13 protein-coding genes and 1 pseudogene are annotated in these 14,724 nt (G+C 73.4%); 10 read left to right on the top strand and 4 right to left on the bottom strand.

What is annotated here, in order from left to right; translation table 11 throughout:
- The first annotated feature begins 173 nt into the window (after nt 1-173).
- From BSL84_RS26475 to BSL84_RS26460, 4 genes are read left to right on the top strand one after another with little or no spacing between them, the layout of a single operon-like run.
- Nucleotides 174-1,301, top strand: coding sequence for an ABC transporter substrate-binding protein (locus tag BSL84_RS26475; RefSeq protein ID WP_075971280.1), 1,128 nt, complete (start codon nt 174-176; stop codon nt 1,299-1,301).
- A gap of 49 nt (nt 1,302-1,350) precedes the next feature.
- The gene (locus tag BSL84_RS26470) at nt 1,351-2,145 is read left to right on the top strand and encodes an ABC transporter ATP-binding protein (RefSeq protein WP_030027824.1); all 795 of its coding nucleotides are present in this window, start codon (nt 1,351-1,353) and stop codon (nt 2,143-2,145) included.
- Nucleotides 2,132-3,016: an ABC transporter permease gene (locus BSL84_RS26465; protein WP_030027825.1), complete on the top strand. Its 885-nt coding sequence runs from the start codon at nt 2,132-2,134 to the stop codon at nt 3,014-3,016. The genes BSL84_RS26470 and BSL84_RS26465 overlap by 14 nt, the downstream gene beginning before the upstream one ends.
- Before the next feature lie 5 nt (nt 3,017-3,021).
- A complete protein-coding gene (locus BSL84_RS26460; protein ID WP_075971279.1) occupies nt 3,022-3,777 on the top strand; it encodes a sirohydrochlorin chelatase in 756 nt (251 codons plus the stop codon).
- 203 nt (nt 3,778-3,980) lie between these two features.
- Here the strand turns inward: BSL84_RS26460 and BSL84_RS26455 are convergent, their stop codons facing one another.
- On the bottom strand, nt 3,981-4,988 hold the full coding sequence (locus BSL84_RS26455) for a ketopantoate reductase family protein (protein WP_075971278.1): 1,008 nt from the start codon (nt 4,986-4,988) through the stop codon (nt 3,981-3,983).
- Nucleotides 4,989-5,073: 85 nt separating this feature from the next.
- Here BSL84_RS26455 and BSL84_RS26450 point away from each other — a divergent pair, with 85 nt between their 5' ends.
- A complete protein-coding gene (locus BSL84_RS26450) occupies nt 5,074-5,451 on the top strand; it encodes a DUF4440 domain-containing protein (RefSeq protein WP_075971277.1) in 378 nt (125 codons plus the stop codon).
- 4 nt (nt 5,452-5,455) lie between these two features.
- On the opposite strand, the gene BSL84_RS26445 is transcribed toward BSL84_RS26450, so the two are convergent.
- The 3 genes and pseudogenes from BSL84_RS26445 to BSL84_RS26435 form a co-directional block, all read right to left on the bottom strand.
- Entirely contained in the window at nt 5,456-6,004 is a 549-nt protein-coding gene (locus tag BSL84_RS26445; RefSeq protein WP_075971276.1) for a DUF1697 domain-containing protein, read from the bottom strand.
- 20 nt (nt 6,005-6,024) lie between these two features.
- Nucleotides 6,025-7,262 (bottom strand): annotated as a pseudogene (gene mgt / locus BSL84_RS26440) (macrolide-inactivating glycosyltransferase).
- Nucleotides 7,263-9,695 (bottom strand): FUSC family protein, encoded by a 2,433-nt coding sequence (locus BSL84_RS26435; RefSeq protein ID WP_234363520.1) that lies wholly within the window; start codon nt 9,693-9,695, stop codon nt 7,263-7,265.
- 130 nt (nt 9,696-9,825) lie between these two features.
- Here BSL84_RS26435 and BSL84_RS26430 point away from each other — a divergent pair, with 130 nt between their 5' ends.
- From BSL84_RS26430 to BSL84_RS26410, 5 genes are read left to right on the top strand one after another with little or no spacing between them, the layout of a single operon-like run.
- The gene (locus tag BSL84_RS26430) at nt 9,826-10,461 is read left to right on the top strand and encodes a TetR/AcrR family transcriptional regulator (RefSeq protein ID WP_030033150.1); all 636 of its coding nucleotides are present in this window, start codon (nt 9,826-9,828) and stop codon (nt 10,459-10,461) included.
- On the top strand, nt 10,458-11,432 hold the full coding sequence (locus BSL84_RS26425; RefSeq protein ID WP_079273300.1) for an SDR family oxidoreductase: 975 nt from the start codon (nt 10,458-10,460) through the stop codon (nt 11,430-11,432). Before BSL84_RS26430 ends, BSL84_RS26425 begins: the two co-directional genes overlap by 4 nt.
- 16 nt (nt 11,433-11,448) lie before the next feature.
- Nucleotides 11,449-12,312 carry a phosphotransferase enzyme family protein gene (locus BSL84_RS26420; protein WP_075971274.1) on the top strand — a complete coding sequence of 288 codons (864 nt, stop codon included), beginning with the start codon at nt 11,449-11,451 and terminating at the stop codon, nt 12,310-12,312.
- Between the two features lie 39 nt (nt 12,313-12,351).
- Nucleotides 12,352-13,137: an alpha/beta fold hydrolase gene (locus BSL84_RS26415; protein WP_075972243.1), complete on the top strand. Its 786-nt coding sequence runs from the start codon at nt 12,352-12,354 to the stop codon at nt 13,135-13,137.
- A gap of 57 nt (nt 13,138-13,194) precedes the next feature.
- A complete protein-coding gene (locus BSL84_RS26410) occupies nt 13,195-14,721 on the top strand; it encodes a S1 RNA-binding domain-containing protein (protein ID WP_234363519.1) in 1,527 nt (508 codons plus the stop codon).
- Nucleotides 14,722-14,724 lie beyond the last annotated feature (3 nt).

Genomic DNA, 14,724 nt, shown 5'->3' with positions numbered 1-14,724 from the left:
ACTCGACCTTCGCGAAGGAGGGCGGCCGCGTGGGCAGCGGCGCCCTCGGCAGCGGCCAGGGAGGCGTGGCGCGATGTGCGCGATGACCGTCCTCCACCAGCCGTACCCGCCCCCGCTCCACCGACCAGAATCCGCGCCGTAGAACGACGGCGCGGCGAGAGGAAGCACTCCCCGTGCCTGTCACCGGTTCCACCCGCAAGATCCTGCGCCGCGGCCTCGCCGCCGCCGCTGCCCTGCCGCTGCTGATCGGCGCGCTGGCCTCCTGTGGCTACGGCTCCCAGGCCGAGGACAAGGCCGAGGGCGGGGCGGACACCGCTCAAGCGAACGGCAGGAAGCTGTCGGCCTCCGAGGTGCGTATCGGGTACTTCCCGAACCTGACGCACGCCACGGCGCTCGTCGGCCTCCAGGAGGGCCTGATCGGGAAGGAGCTCGGCGGCACGAGGATCAAGCCGCAGACCTTCAACGCCGGTCCGTCCGCGATCGAGGCGCTCAACGGCGGCTCCCTCGACATCGGTTTCATCGGGCCCTCGCCGTCGATCAACGCCTATGTGAAGTCCAAGGGATCGAACCTGCGGATCATCTCCGGCTCCGCCTCCGGCGGCGTGAAGCTGGTCGTGAACCCGGACCGGATCAAGACCCTGGACGACCTCAAGGGCAAGAAGATCGCCACCCCGCAGAAGGGGAACACCCAGGACGTCGCGTTCCTCAACTGGATCTCGGAGAAGGGCTGGACGGTCGACCCGGAGTCCGGCAAGGGCGACGTCTCCGTCGTCCGCACGGACAACAAGGTCACCCCGGACGCCTTCAAGCAGGGCTCCATCGACGGCGCGTGGGTACCGGAGCCCACCGCCTCCAAGCTCGTCACCGACGGAGCGAGCGTCCTCCTCGACGAGACCGACCTGTGGCCCGGCAAGAAGTTCGTGATCACGAACGTCATCGTGTCCCAGAAGTTCCTCAAGGCCCACCCGGACGTGGTGGAGGCGGTACTCGCGGGCACGGTGAAGACCAACGAGTGGATCAACGCCAACCCGGAGAAGGCGAAGGCGTCCGCCAACGCCAGGCTGGCGGCGGACAGCGGCAAGCCGCTCGACGCGAAGGTCATCGACCCGGCGTGGCAGAGCATCCTCGTCACCGACGATCCGCTGGCTTCCACCCTCAAGGCCCAGGCCGAACACGCGGTGAAGGCCGAGCTCATCGAGCAGCACGATCTGTCCGGCATCTACGACCTGACGCTCCTGAACAAGGTCCTCAGGGCCGCCGGCAAGCCCGAGGTCCCCGACGCCGGTCTCGGCGCGAAGTGACGCGTGGTCCGGCAATGCAGCAGTCCAGCAATCCCAGGAGGTGACGACCATGGCCACGACGCTTGCCAAGGCTGCCGAGGACTCGGTGGCGGAGCACACGCACGCTGCCCGTATCGAGCACGTCTCGAAGTCCTTCTCCGGCCCGGCCGGCTCACAACTCGTCCTGGACGACATCAGCCTCGATGTCGCACCGGGTGAGTTCGTCACCCTCCTGGGGGCCTCCGGCTGCGGGAAATCCACCCTGCTCAACCTCGTCGCCGGCCTCGACCGCCCGACCGCAGGATCGATCGAGACGCCCGGCGGCCGCCCCGCCCTCATGTTCCAGGAACACGCCCTCTTCCCCTGGCTGACCGCCGGCAAGAACATCGAACTCGCCCTCCGGCTGCGCGGCGTCCCCAAGGCCGACCGCAGGGCCGAAGCCGAACGCCTCCTGGAACTGGTCCGCCTCGGCGGCGCGCACGGCAAACGCGTCCACGAACTCTCCGGCGGCATGCGCCAGCGCGTCGCCCTCGCCCGGGCCCTCGCCCAGGACAGCCGGCTCCTCCTCATGGACGAGCCGTTCGCCGCCCTCGACGCCATCACCCGCGACGTCCTGCACGGCGAACTCACCCGCATCTGGCAGGAGACCGGCCTGTCCGTCCTCTTCGTCACCCACAACGTCCGCGAAGCCGTCCGCCTCGCGCAGCGCGTCGTCCTGCTCTCCTCCCGCCCCGGCCGGGTCGCCAGGCAATGGACCGTGGACATCCCCCAGCCCCGCCGCATCGAGGACGCGGACGTCGCCGAACTGTCCCTAGAGATCACTGAACACCTGCGTGGGGAGATCCGCCGCCATGGCCAGCACTGAAACAAAGGCGAAAACGGACGACCTCGCAGGCCTGGAAGCCGGCCTCGACGCCCTCGACGCGGTGCAGACGCACCGCACACCGGTGCGTGAGGTCCTGGTCAAGAAGGCCCTGCCGCCGCTGCTGGCGGTCGGGCTGGTCCTGCTGGTCTGGCAGGTCCTGGTCTCCCTGAAGGTCACCGACGAGACGAAACTCCCCGCACTGTCCGCCGTGTGGGACAGCCTGTCCGAGATGTGGCTGAAGGGAACCCTGCTGGAGGTCATCTGGACCTCCGTCTCCCGCGGCCTGCTCGGCTTCCTCCTCGCCCTCGCCATCGGCACCCCCCTCGGCCTCCTCGTCGCCCGCGTCACGTTCGTCCGCGCCGCCATCGGCCCGATCCTCCAGGGCCTTCAGTCCCTGCCGTCCGTGGCCTGGGTGCCGCCGGCCGTCCTCTGGTTCGGCCTCAACGACGCCATGATGTTCACCGTCATCCTGCTGGGTGCCGTGCCGTCCATCGCCAACGGCCTCGTCTCCGGCATCGACCAGGTCCCGCCCCTCTTCCTGCGGGCCGGCCGCACGCTCGGCGCCACCGGCCTGCGCGGCGCCCGGCACGTGGTCATGCCCGCCGCACTGCCCGGCTACGTCGCCGGCCTCAAGCAGGGCTGGGCGTTCTCCTGGCGCTCCCTCATGGCCGCCGAGATCATCGCCTCCTCCCCCGACCTCGGCCTGGGTCTCGGCCAGCTCCTGGAGAACGGGCGCAACAACATCGACCTCCCCGGCGTCTTCCTCGCCATCACCCTCATCCTCGTCGTCGGCATCGCCATCGACCTCCTCATCTTCAGCCCCCTCGAACGCCACGTCCTGCGCAGCCGCGGGCTCCTGGTGAAGAGCTGATCCGCATGTCGCCCGTACTGCTGGTCATCGCCCACGGCAGCCGCGATCCGCGGCACGCCGCGACCGTGCACGCCCTGACCCGGCGGGTGCGGGCGCTGCGGCCCGGACTGCGGGTGGAGACGGCGTTCCTGGACTTCAACGCCCCTCGGGTCGAGCAGGTGCTGTCGGCGCTGCACGCCGACGGCGTCCGCGACGTGGTGGCCCTGCCGCTGCTGCTGACGCGGGCCTTCCACGCGAAGGCCGACATCCCGGCGGCGCTGTCGGAGGCGCTGACCCGGCTGCCGGGGCTCATGGTCTCGGTGGCGGACGTACTCGGCCCGTCGCCGCTGCTCGTCGACGCGCTCGAACGCCGGCTGTCCGAAGCCGGCATCACCCCGGCGGACCGCGCCACCACCGCGGTGGTACTCGCGTCCGCCGGCTCCACGGACCCGGAGGCGATCGCAGTGATCGCTGAAACCGCGCGGGAGTGGCGGCACACCGGTTGGTGCGCCGTGCGGCCTGCGTTCGCCTCCGCTGCCCTGCCCCGTACGGAGGACGCCGTACGGGCCCTGCGGGCCGAGGGCTTCGCCCGGGTGGCGGTGGCCCCGTACGTCATCGCGCCCGGCCGGCTCCCGGACCGCATCGCGGCCGGCGCCGAGGCGGCGGGCGCCGACGTGGTGGCCGGCGTCCTGGGCGCAGCCCCGGAACTGGCCCTCCTGCTGCTGCGCCGCTTCGACGCGGCCGCCGCGGCGCCGGCCCGCCTCCCGGCCCTGACGGCCTGAGCGGCACGACGGCCTGAGCGGCCCGGCCCCAGGGGGTGTCGTCGAAGTAGGGGCGGCCGCCCGTGAGGGCGGGGGTGGCGGGGGCCGGTGCGTGCGCTCGCAAGGCGGAGGAGGGAGTCGACGCGGGCGTCGGCGACCGACGACAACGCGGCGAGCGTGCGCGGCCGGCCCCCGCCACCCAGACGGGACTTCGGCAACACCCCCTAGGCGCCGGCGCGGGACGCGGCCTCGTCGGCCAGGGCCGTCAGGTCGGCGACGGACATGGCGCCCGGGGGCAGGCCCTCGCGGGCGAAGATGTTCGCCGCGTGCCGCAGGACGTCGTTGACCGGGGTGGGCACCCCGTGCAGGCGGCCCAGCAGCGAGATCTCCCCGTTGAGGTAGTCCGCCTCCACCGAGCCCGTACCGCGCGCCAGGCTCTGCCAGGAGGAGCCGCCCCGTACGCCCGGCGGCTGGTCGACCTTGCCGTCGCGGGCCTGCGCCTGCTCGGCGTCCGAGGCGTAGGCGATGCCGGCCGCGCCGAAGGCGGCCTTCGCCTCGTGGACGGCCCGTGCCAGCAGGGCCGCCTTCGCCGGGTCGGGCTCCGGGCCGGTCGTCGCCTGGATCGCGTTGCCGAGGTTGCCCAGGAGCTTCGCGTACTTCCACCGCATGACGTCCCCGACCACCGGGGCCTCGAAGCCGGCCTTGGCGAGGTCCGCCGAGACGGCCCGGGCGAGGGCGTCCGTACCGCCCGCGGCCCGGCCCAGGTGGAGGATGCCGGTCAGCGGGGCGCACAGCGCGGAGACGACGCCCGGCTCCAGGAAGGTCGCGGGCAGCCAGACGCACACCCCGTACACGCGCGCGAAGCGCCGTAGCGCCAGCCGCTCGCTCTCCACGCCGTTCTGCGCGCAGAACACCGGGAGCCGCTGTGCGGCCGTGCCGCCGCCCGCGACCTCCGCGTCACCCCAGGCGTCGAGCGCCGCGATGGCGTCCTGGGTCTTCACGGTCAGCAACAGCACGTCGTCCGGGCGTAGTTCGCCCATCTCGTCCGGTCCGCTGACCACCCTGAGCCGGTGCACGCGGGGCCCGTCCGCCGTGGTGAGCCGCAGCCCCTCGGCCCGCAGGGCCTCCGCGTGCGCGCCGCGCGCGGCGAGGACGACCTCGCCGCCCGCCTCCGCGAGCCGTCCGCCGATGGTGGCGCCCACGGCGCCCGCGCCGATGATGATGTACCGCATGCCGACGAGCCTGGCACACCCGCCCGCTCCCGTCTCCCCCGGGTCCGGCTGCCGGTGCCGCGCGCCGCTGGGCGAGGATGGTCACATGGATGGTGGCGGAGAGGGCGTGGCCGCGGCGGTCGCGCGGGAGTTGCGGTTGATGAGCCCGGCGGTGCGGACGTCGAGGGCCTTGACGGACGGGCTCCTCGATCCGGAGTTCGTCGAGGTGGGCGCCTCGGGCCGCAGGTGGGACCGGCCGTCGATTCTCGCGGCGCTGCCTGAGCTGGAGGGCGGCGCCGAGGACGGACCCCGGTACGAGCCTGCCGGCATGACCGGCGTCGAACTGGCCCCCGGGGTCGTTCACCTCACGTACGAGACCGTGATCGACGGGCGGCGGGCGCGCCGCAGTTCGATCTGGCGGAAGGCGGTCGACGGCTTCGGATGGCGGATGTACTACCACCAGGCCACGCCGGTGCCGGAGTAGGCGGTCAGGGGGTGGTGAGTTCCACGAGCTTGGTGACGGTGTTCCAGTTGCGGGTGGTGACGTCGATGCCCTTGACGACGGCGGGCCTGGCGAGGGCTTCGGCCAGTTTGGAGCGGCCCAGGCCGTCGGGGGTGTACAGGTAGAGGACGCGGTCGCCGAGCCGGTACTCCTCGGGGAGGAACGCGGCCGCGTCGAGCGCGGCGAAGCGCTCGGGGCCGGGCTGCTCGGCGAAGAAGGTGGCGTGGAGCTGCTTGCCCTCCAGCTCGGCGGCCGGGAAGGGGCACGCCTCCGTGACAGTGCGCAGGTACGTGCCGTCCACCACCAGGCAGGCGACCCGGAAGCCGAAGTGTGCCTCGATGGCGGTCTCCAACTCCCGGGCGAGCGCAGCCGGGTCGTTCTGCGCGCTGCTGAAGACGGCGTTGCCGCTCTGCAGGTACGTCTGCACGTCGCCGTGTCCGAGTCCTCCGAGGAGGGAGCGGAGCTCCGCCATCGGGACCTTCTTGCTGCCGCCGACATTGATTCCGCGCAGCAGCGCCGCGTACTTCTTCGTCATGGCGGAACCTTAGGGGGTCCCTATGACAGTTCGGCCTCGATGAGGTCGGCGGCCCGGCGGGTGCCGCCTTCGGCGGCCATCCGGGTCCGGATCTCCTCGGCCCGGGCGGCGACGGCGGGGTCGGCGGTGAGGGAGAGGACCGCCTCGCGCAGGGTGGCGGCGTCGGCGTCGGCCATCGGTACGTGGCGGGCCACGCCGAGGGACGCCAGCATGTCGGCGTTGCCGAACTGGTCGACGGCCTGCGGGACGGCGACCATCGGTGTGGCGGTGGCGAGCCCTTCCTGGCTGCCGCCGGCGCCGGCGTGGGTGATGAAGGCGTCGGCCTGGCGCAGGATGTCCAACTGGGGGACCCAGCGGTGGACTTCGGCGTTGGCGGGGACCTCGCCGAGGTCCGCCTCGTCGGTGAACTTGCCGATCTGCAGGACGACGTACCAGTCCGGCAGGTCGGCGAAGGCGTCCAGGCAGGCGCGGTAGAAGGCGGGCTGCTTGGTGAAGGCCGAGCCGAGCGAGACGAGTACCAGCTTCCTGCCGTCGGCGGCCTGAGGCCTGCTCCAGGTGCCCTGGGTGGCGCTGCGGTCGCCCTGGCAGGCGCCGACGAAGGTGTACACGGTCTCGTCGACGCGGTCGGCGTGGGGCTGGAGTGCCCTGGGGATCAGGACGAGGCTGCGGCGCGGGCGGCCCTGGAAGCGGTCGACGTCGTCGCCGAGGCCGTTCTCGGTGAGCCAGGCGGCGAACTTCGCGTAGTACGCCTGCCCGCGCTCGGAGGCCTTCAGCTCGGCGAACATCGGCGCGGCCACCTCCTGTTCGTAGCCCTCCCAGGCGACGAGGTTCGGGGAGAGGGACACGGCGGGGACGCCCCAGCGGTGGGCGAGGACGGGCGCCGGGTAGGAGGTGATGTCGTGGATGACGAGGTCCGGTTCGTCGCCTTCGAAGGCGGCGGCGAGCTGCGGGAGGGCCTGGACGGCGTCGTTCAGGAAGGGCTCCAGGTTGTCGATGAGTTCAGTGCCCCAGGCCTCCGGTTCGTCGTCGGTGGGGAGGGTGGAGGTGTAGACGACGGGGGTGGCGCCGGTCTCGGCGACCTTGTCGGCGAAGGAGGCGGGGATGGCGTAGCTGACGCGGTGACCGCGGGCCACGAGCTCGCGGATCACCTCGATGCTCGGGTTCACGTGCCCGTGGGCGGCGATGGAGAACATGGCGATGTGGGCGGGCTTGGCTGAGGTCATGATCCGAGGATAACGAGACGATACGTCTCGTGCAACTAGTTTCGCGGCTGCTGCTCGCGACACGGGGCCAGCACCCGGTCGACGTCGACGGTGAGCGATTCGAGCCAGGCGAGTGCGCCGAAGTACCGCGACGGGGCCGCACTCTCGGGCGTGTCGGGGTACGCCCCACCTCCCCCACCTCCCCCGCCTCCCCCGTCCCCGGCGGCTACGGCCGTACCGGCGGCCCCGGGCGGGGGTTCGGAGGGCACCGCTCCGCGCGCGTCCCGACCGGCCGGCGCTTCGGTGCCGGGCGCGGAGGGCTCCTGCTCGTGGGCCTGCGCCGCCACCGCCGCCTCCGTCGGCGGCGCCCCCGCCGGTCGGCCGCCGCCGGGTACGGGGGACCCGGGCGCGGGGGCCGCGGGTACTGGGGACCCGTTTACGGGGGGTTGCGGCGGGCTCGTGCCCGGTGCGGCTGCCGCTCGGCGGGCCGCCCCGTACATCGCCGCGACGAGTTCGACCGTACGGCCGCCCAGGCGGTCCCGGTGCGCGGTGTCGAGTACGGGTCCGGAGCGGGCCAGCAGCCGCCGCGAGCCCCACAGCACGTGATGGCCCGTCATCATGGCGGCCTGCCAGTCCGGAGCACCCGGCGCGGGCGCCCTCGGCTCGCCCTGGCGCTGCGCGTACGCGCTCTCCGCCAGGGCCAGCGCGAGCTGCAGCGCCCGGTCGTCGGGCACGGTCCCCGGAACACCCGCCGCCACCGCGGCCGTGGTGCGCTCGACCGCCTCGGCCTCCCGTTCCAGGAGCTCGGCGACGGCCCGGTGCAGCTCGGCCTGGGCCCCACGCGGCCAGGCGAGCAGCCCGAAGACGACACCGATCATGCTGCCGACGATCACGTCCAGCAGCCTGACCTCAGCCAGCCGCCAGGTCACCGGCGCCAGTTGCGCGAAGACGAACGACACGACGAGGGTGAACATGCCCTGCGCCCAGCCCACGCCCCGGACCGGCCCGACCCGGAACGCGACGGCCATGACGACCGGCAGGACCAGCGCGTAGACGGTGGTCCTGCCGCCCACCAGGGCCAGCACGCCCGCGGCGAGGAGCGCCCCGAGCAGCGTGCCCGCGAGCGCCAGGCGCACCGTCGCCTTGGTCTGGGCGGCCGTGGTGCGGGTCAGGCTGAGGACGGCCAGCATCGCCCAGAAGCCGTGTGGCAGCGACTCCACGCCCGCGACGATCCGTGCGGCGCCGAGCGCGAGGGCGATGCGGACGGCGTTCTGGAAGTACACGGACCGGGGCCCGACATGGGCCCGCAGCCGGTGCCACCACAGCAGGGGAGCGCCGCGGCCCGCGTACCAGAAGCGGATCGGATCGACCGCTCCCGGCGCCCCGACGCCGACGCCGCCGGGGCCGGGGCCGGGGCCGGGGATACGGGCGCGGCGGCCGTGGACCGCCAGGTCCGAGGCCACGGAGAAGGCCACCCCGGCGTCCGCGGCCTCCAGCAGTGCGGCGCGGCGCCTGCCGCGGGCGGCGGTCAGGCCCTGCTCCTCGTGCTCGGCGCGGTCGGCGGCCTCGTCGCGCAGCCGCCGCAGCGTCTGCGCCTCCCCGTACCCGCTGCCGGTGCCGGTGCCGGCGCCCGTGCGGGTGCCCGTACCGGACAGGAGCGCGGCCGTCTCGGCGGCGGCCCGCCCGATCGCGGCCAGCAGGTCCGCCCCGGACCTGAGCGGGACCTTCCCCGGGGGCGGTGGCGGCAGGTGCTGCATGCGGCCGAGGAGCGTACGGACGGACAGGCCGGCGTGGGCCAGGGCCCGGTCGCGCAGACCCGGCCCCGCCGGGCGGTCGGCCTCGTCGACCCGCAGGGGGCGCAGTGACTCGCCGGCCGCGCGGACGTCCGCCTCGGTGCCGGCGGACAGCGTGTACGGCGCCCGGCCCAGCTCGTCCGCGCAGCGCGCGGCGACCATGGCGGCCTCGGCGGCCAGTTGCCGGTAGGTGGGGCCGCGCGGTTCGGGCAGTACGCACAGCTCGGCGACGACCAGCAGGACGAGTCCGGAGGTGAGCCCGATGAGCCGCTGGCCGAGGGTGTCCGGGGCGTAGGGCGGGAAGCTGGGCAGGATGTACAGCAGTTGCAGCCCCGGGGTCGCGCCGGCCGCGCGCGGGCCGGCCGCCGCCACGAAGGCGAGTACGAAGCCGATCAGCAGCATGCCCGCCACGGCGGTCCAGGTCCGTACCGCGAGGAAGGTGCCGGCCGTGACCAGCAGCCAGCTCGCGGGCGTGGTCCTGGCCATGACGGCCGCCCGCTGGCGGCCGGTACCGGGGATGTGGGAGAGCGCGGCCAGCGACACGACGCCGAAGAGGGCGTAGGTGGCCGCCACGGGCTGGTCCAGCCCGTAGAGGAACAAGTAGAAGCCGCCGCATGCGGCGAGGGTGGTGCGGATCGCGCGCCGCGTCACCGTCCCCGGGCCACGGCCCCCGCGTCCTTCGGGTTCGGCGCCCACTCCTCCAGCATCGGGCCGCCGGCGGGAAGCCACCACCCGCCGGATGCCGGGCGGCCGGCCTTGCGCCGGGGCGCGGCTCCGCGTATGAATAAATGAACGAGCATTCATTAACTGAGGGAGGTGGGCGGCCGTGGGGCGCCCCCGGGGGATCGAGGACGAGGAGATCCTGCGTGCGACCGCGCAGGTCATGGGCAGGGTGGGGCCCGCGGGGCTCACCCTGGCCGCGGTGGCGCGGGAGGTGGGCCTGGTGCCCGGCACGCTGGTGCAGCGCTTCGGCTCCAAGCGCGGTCTGCTGCTGGCGCTGGCCGACCGGTCGGCGAAGGAGGCGGGCGAGGCCGGCGAGGCGGCCGGGCGGGTACGGGAGGCCGGGACGTCCGCGCTCGAAGCGCTGGCGGCGCTGACGGCGGGGCACATGGCCGGGATGGACACGCCGGAGAGCTTCGCCCACCATCTGGCCTTCCTGTGTACGGACCTCACCGATCCGCAGCTGTACGAACGCGCCCTCGCGGTGCACCGGGCCCAGCGGCGGGCGATCGAGGCACTGCTGGCGCGGGCCGCCGAGGCCGGTGAGCTGCGCGCCGGGGCCGATGTCGCGGCGCTGGCCGGCACCGTGCAGGCGGTCACCGCCGGCGCGGGCCTGACCTGGGCCGTCGAACGCCAAGGCAGCCTGGCGCAGCGGCTTCGGCAGGAACTCGACGCGGTACTGCTCCCCCACCTCCCGCCGCGGAATCCGCCGCGGGACCACCACGCACCGGAGGACCGATGACGACCGACACCCGCCCGCCCGGGGGAACACCCGCGGCCGGAAAGGCCACGGCGGGAAAGCCCCCGACCGAAACGCCCCTGGCCGGAAAGGTGGCCCTGGTCGCCGGCGGTACCCGCGGCGGCGGACGGGGCATCGCCGTAGAGCTCGGCGCCGCCGGCGCGACCGTGTACGTGACCGGGCGCAGCAGCGGCGCCGCCGGCCGCTCGGAGATGGGCCGGCCGGAGACGATCGAGGACACGGCGGCCCGGGTGACGGCCGCGGGCGGGGTGGGTGTGCCCGTCCGCACCGACCACAGCCGTCCCGAGGAGGTCCGGGCCCTCGTCGAGCGGATCGCCGTGGAGCAGGACGGGCGGCTCGACGTCCTGGTCAACTCGGTGTGGGGCGGGGATCCGCTGACCGACTGGGAACACCCCTTGTGGGGACAGGACCTGGACACCGGTCTGCGGCTGCTGCGGCAGGCCGTGGAGACCCATGTGATCACGAGCCGGTTCGCGCTGCCGCTGATGGTCGCCCGCGGGAGCGGGCTGGTGGTCGAGGTCACCGACGGCAACACCGCCCGCTACCGCGGTTCGTTCTTCTACGACCTGGCGAAGTCGGCGGTGATCCGCCTCGCCTTCGCCCAGTCCGCCGAGCTCAGGCCGCACGGTGTCGCCGCCGTGGCGATCACGCCCGGCTTCCTGCGCTCGGAGGCCGTGCTCGACCACTTCGGCGTCACCGAGGCCGACTGGCGCGACGGCGTGGCGCAGGACCCGGACTTCGCCCACTCCGAATCTCCCGCATACCTGGGCCGGGCGGTCGCGGCGCTGGCCGCCGACCCCCAGATCATGGCCAAGTCCGGACGGGCCCTGGCCACTTGGGGGCTGTACCAGGAGTACGGGTTCACCGACGCCGACGGCACCCTGCCCGACTTCGCCGCCCACTGGGCGAAGAACCTGGAGGCGGAGCACGGCCCGCTCGGCGACCCGCTGTGAGTGGTAGAACGGCGGCATGGACGAAGCGCGGGCGAGGGACGTACTGGCGGCTGCGGGCCTCACCGGCGCGGGGCTCCGGGAACCGCTGCTGCTCGCGCTCGGCGAGAACGCCGTGTTCGCCGTCGGCGGCCTCGTGGTCAAGGTGGGCCGGGAAGCCGCACTGCTGGAGCGGGCCGAACGCGAACTGGCGGTGGCCGACTGGTTCGCCGCCTCCGGCATCCCCGCGGTCCGCGCCGCCGAGCCGAAGCCGCGACTGGTGGACGGGCATCCGCTGACCCTGTGGCACCGGCTCCCGGAAGCCGTACGCCCCGCCGGTCCCGAGGACCTGGCGGTGCTGCTGCGGGCCGTCCACGCCCTGCCCGCACCGCCGTTCGCCCTGCCGCCGCGGGATCTGCTGGGCGGGGTCGAGCGCTGGCTGCGGCTGGCGGGGGACTTCGTGGACCCGGCCGACGCGGCGTACCTGCGCTCCCGCCGGGACGCCTACGCGGACGAGGTCGCCGCCCTCACCCCGCACCTGCCGCCGGGCCCGGTCCACGGCGACGCCCTGCCCCGCAACGTCCACGTGGGCCCGGACGGCCCGGTCCTGGTCGACCTGGAGACCGTATCGGCGGACCTGCGCGAACACGACCTGGTGGTGATGGCCCTGTCCCGCGACCGGTACGGGATGCCCACCGCGCAGTACGAGGCGTTCACGGCGGCGTACGGCTGGGACGTCCGCGACTGGGAGGGCTGCGCGGTCCTGCGCGGCGCCCGCGAAACGGCCAGCTGCGCCTGGGTGGCCCAGCACGCCCCCGCCAACCCCGCGGCACGCACGGAGTTCCACCGCCGCGTGACCTCCCTCCGAACCGCCGCCCCCCAGACCCGGTGGCACGCGTTCTAAAGAGTGGTGGGCAGGCGGCCGGCCTGCGAACATCTGCGGATGATCACACTCTCCGACGACCTCGGACACCTCTCGTACGTCGTCACCGGCGACGGGCCGCCCGTCGTGCTCGTGCACGCCGGCATCGCCGACCACCACATGTGGGACCCGGTCGTGCCCGCCCTCGCGGAGCGGTACACCGTCATCCGCTACGACCTGCGCGGCTTCGGGCGGTCCGCTCCGCCGAGCGGTCCCTTCACCGAGACCGGCGACCTGCTCCGGCTCCTGGACCACCTCGGCCACGAGCGGGTCCGGCTCGTCGGCGCGTCCTGGGGCGGCCGGGTGGCCGTGGACTTCACCCTCACCCATCCGGACCGGGTGCACTCCCTCGCGGTGCTGGCCGCGCCGTGGCCGGGGTACGGCTGGGGCGCCGAGATGGTCGCGTACGACGAGGCGGAGACGGCGGCCCTGGCGGCCGGCGACCTGGACGCCGCCGTCGCCGTGAACCTCGACATGTGGGTGCGCGGCCCGGCCCGCACGTGGGACGACGTCGCCCCCGGACTGGCCGACCGGCTCCGCGAGCCGATCCGCACGTCGCTGGTGAACCAGGACGTCGTCGGTGAGCACGCGCAGGGCGTCGTACGGGGCGACCTGTCCGGCGTCCCGGTCCCCACCCTGGTCGGGGTCGGCAAGCTCGACGTCCCCGACTTCCAGGACATCGCGCGGCGCTACGCCGCCGAGATCCCCGGCGCCGCCCTGGTCGAGTTCCCGACGGCCGCCCACCTCATCGCACTGGACGCCCCCGACGAACTCACGGCGGCCCTGACCCCGTTCCTCGCCCGCTAGGGGGTGGTGACTTCGCGGGTCCGCCCGCCCTTCGGGCGGACCCGTCAGGCCGAAACCATGCCGACCGACAACCACGGGAGCAACGTGCCGCCCTTCGTCTACCGGATCACCAAGTACGACCCTGCCGACCGCGACGAGCACGGCAGCTACATCGGCGCCGAGGACTCGACCAGCGATCACGGACCGGTCGAGGCCGCGTATCTGCAGGCGATTGCCGCCTTCGCCGAGGACACCGGCATCGACCACCTGGTCATTCGCGAGCCGGGGATCTCCGGCCTGGCCCGCTTCGGCCTGGAGCCGGCGGCCGACGTTCACGGCCTTGCCGGGCTCTTCCCACCCGACCTCAGCGGATTCCACGACGGTGCGGAGGTGCCCGTCTCCCTCGGCCTGGAGCTGGTCCGTGTCATGCTCCGCGACAACGGTGCCTGGTGCCGTCTGGAGGTGGAGGACAGGTTCAGTGTGCATGTCGGCTGGGACCAGTACGTCTACGTCGGCAGCGACAGGCCCTGCGAGCACGCGGTCGCCGGCACCCGGGTTCTCGGCCTCTTCCCGGAGCGGCTGGAAACCTCGCCCTACGACGCGGACTCCGACGAGCCCGGCGTACAGCGGCCCGCCGACGAGGACTTCTGGGCGCGCGTGCGCTGGTCCGTCGCCATGCGGCACGCAGCGATCCTGGAGGAGGAACACCTCCACAACGCCTCCCGCTGGCACCGCCTCACCGGCGGCACTCTCGAAGCGATACGCACCCGACTCACCCCGCGTGCCCGGTTGACCGTCTGGCCTGACCTGGCCACCGATGTCGACGCGGTCCTCGCCTCGCTTCCCGGCGAAGGTCCGGTGGAGATCGTGTGGGAGGACGAGAACGGGAAGCTCGCCGGCACGATCGCCGACGAGTCCGAGTACGAGGAGCTGGCCACCCTCGTGGCAGGTGCACGTGCTGCCATGGCCCTGCCTGTGGCCCTCGGCGAACGTCACCCGCTGTTCACCGCGGTCCTGCCCGACAGCGACGGCGTCCTGCGAGCCCGGTGGCGGACCGAGCCGACGCCGAGTGACCGGAACTGGGCCTTTCTGAAGACGCTCCGCCGTGGCCAGATCATCACCGGCACGGTCACGGTGATCGCCGACTTCGGTGTGACCTTCGTGGACATCGGCGGCTTCACCGCGATGATCAACATTCCCGAACTGTCCTGGCGCCGTTTCGACCACCCGTCCGAAATCGTCTCCGTCGGCCAGGAGATCTCGGCCGAGATCCTCGACGTCGACCTCGTGAGGGAGCGCGTGCCACTGTCCCTGAAGGCACTGCAGCGGGACCCGATGCCGCCGTTCGTCCAGCAGGTCGGCCGGACGGTGATCGGCGTCGTCACCGAACTCGTCCCGTTCGGCGCCTTCGTGCGCATCGAAGACGGAGAGGGCGGCCTCGAAGGCCTGGTGCACCTTTCCGAGCTGGCAGAAGGACACGTGAACGGACCCGAGGAGGTGGTACAGGTCGGAGACCTCCTCGCCGTGAAGATCGTGGACGTCGACCTGCCACGGCGTCGGATCACTCTCTCCCACCTACAGGCCCTCTCCCCCGGAGAGCGCTGACCG

The organism is Streptomyces sp. TN58 (assembly GCF_001941845.1).
Classification (GTDB): domain Bacteria; phylum Actinomycetota; class Actinomycetes; order Streptomycetales; family Streptomycetaceae; genus Streptomyces.
This window is presented reverse-complemented; position numbering and strand designations above follow the sequence as displayed.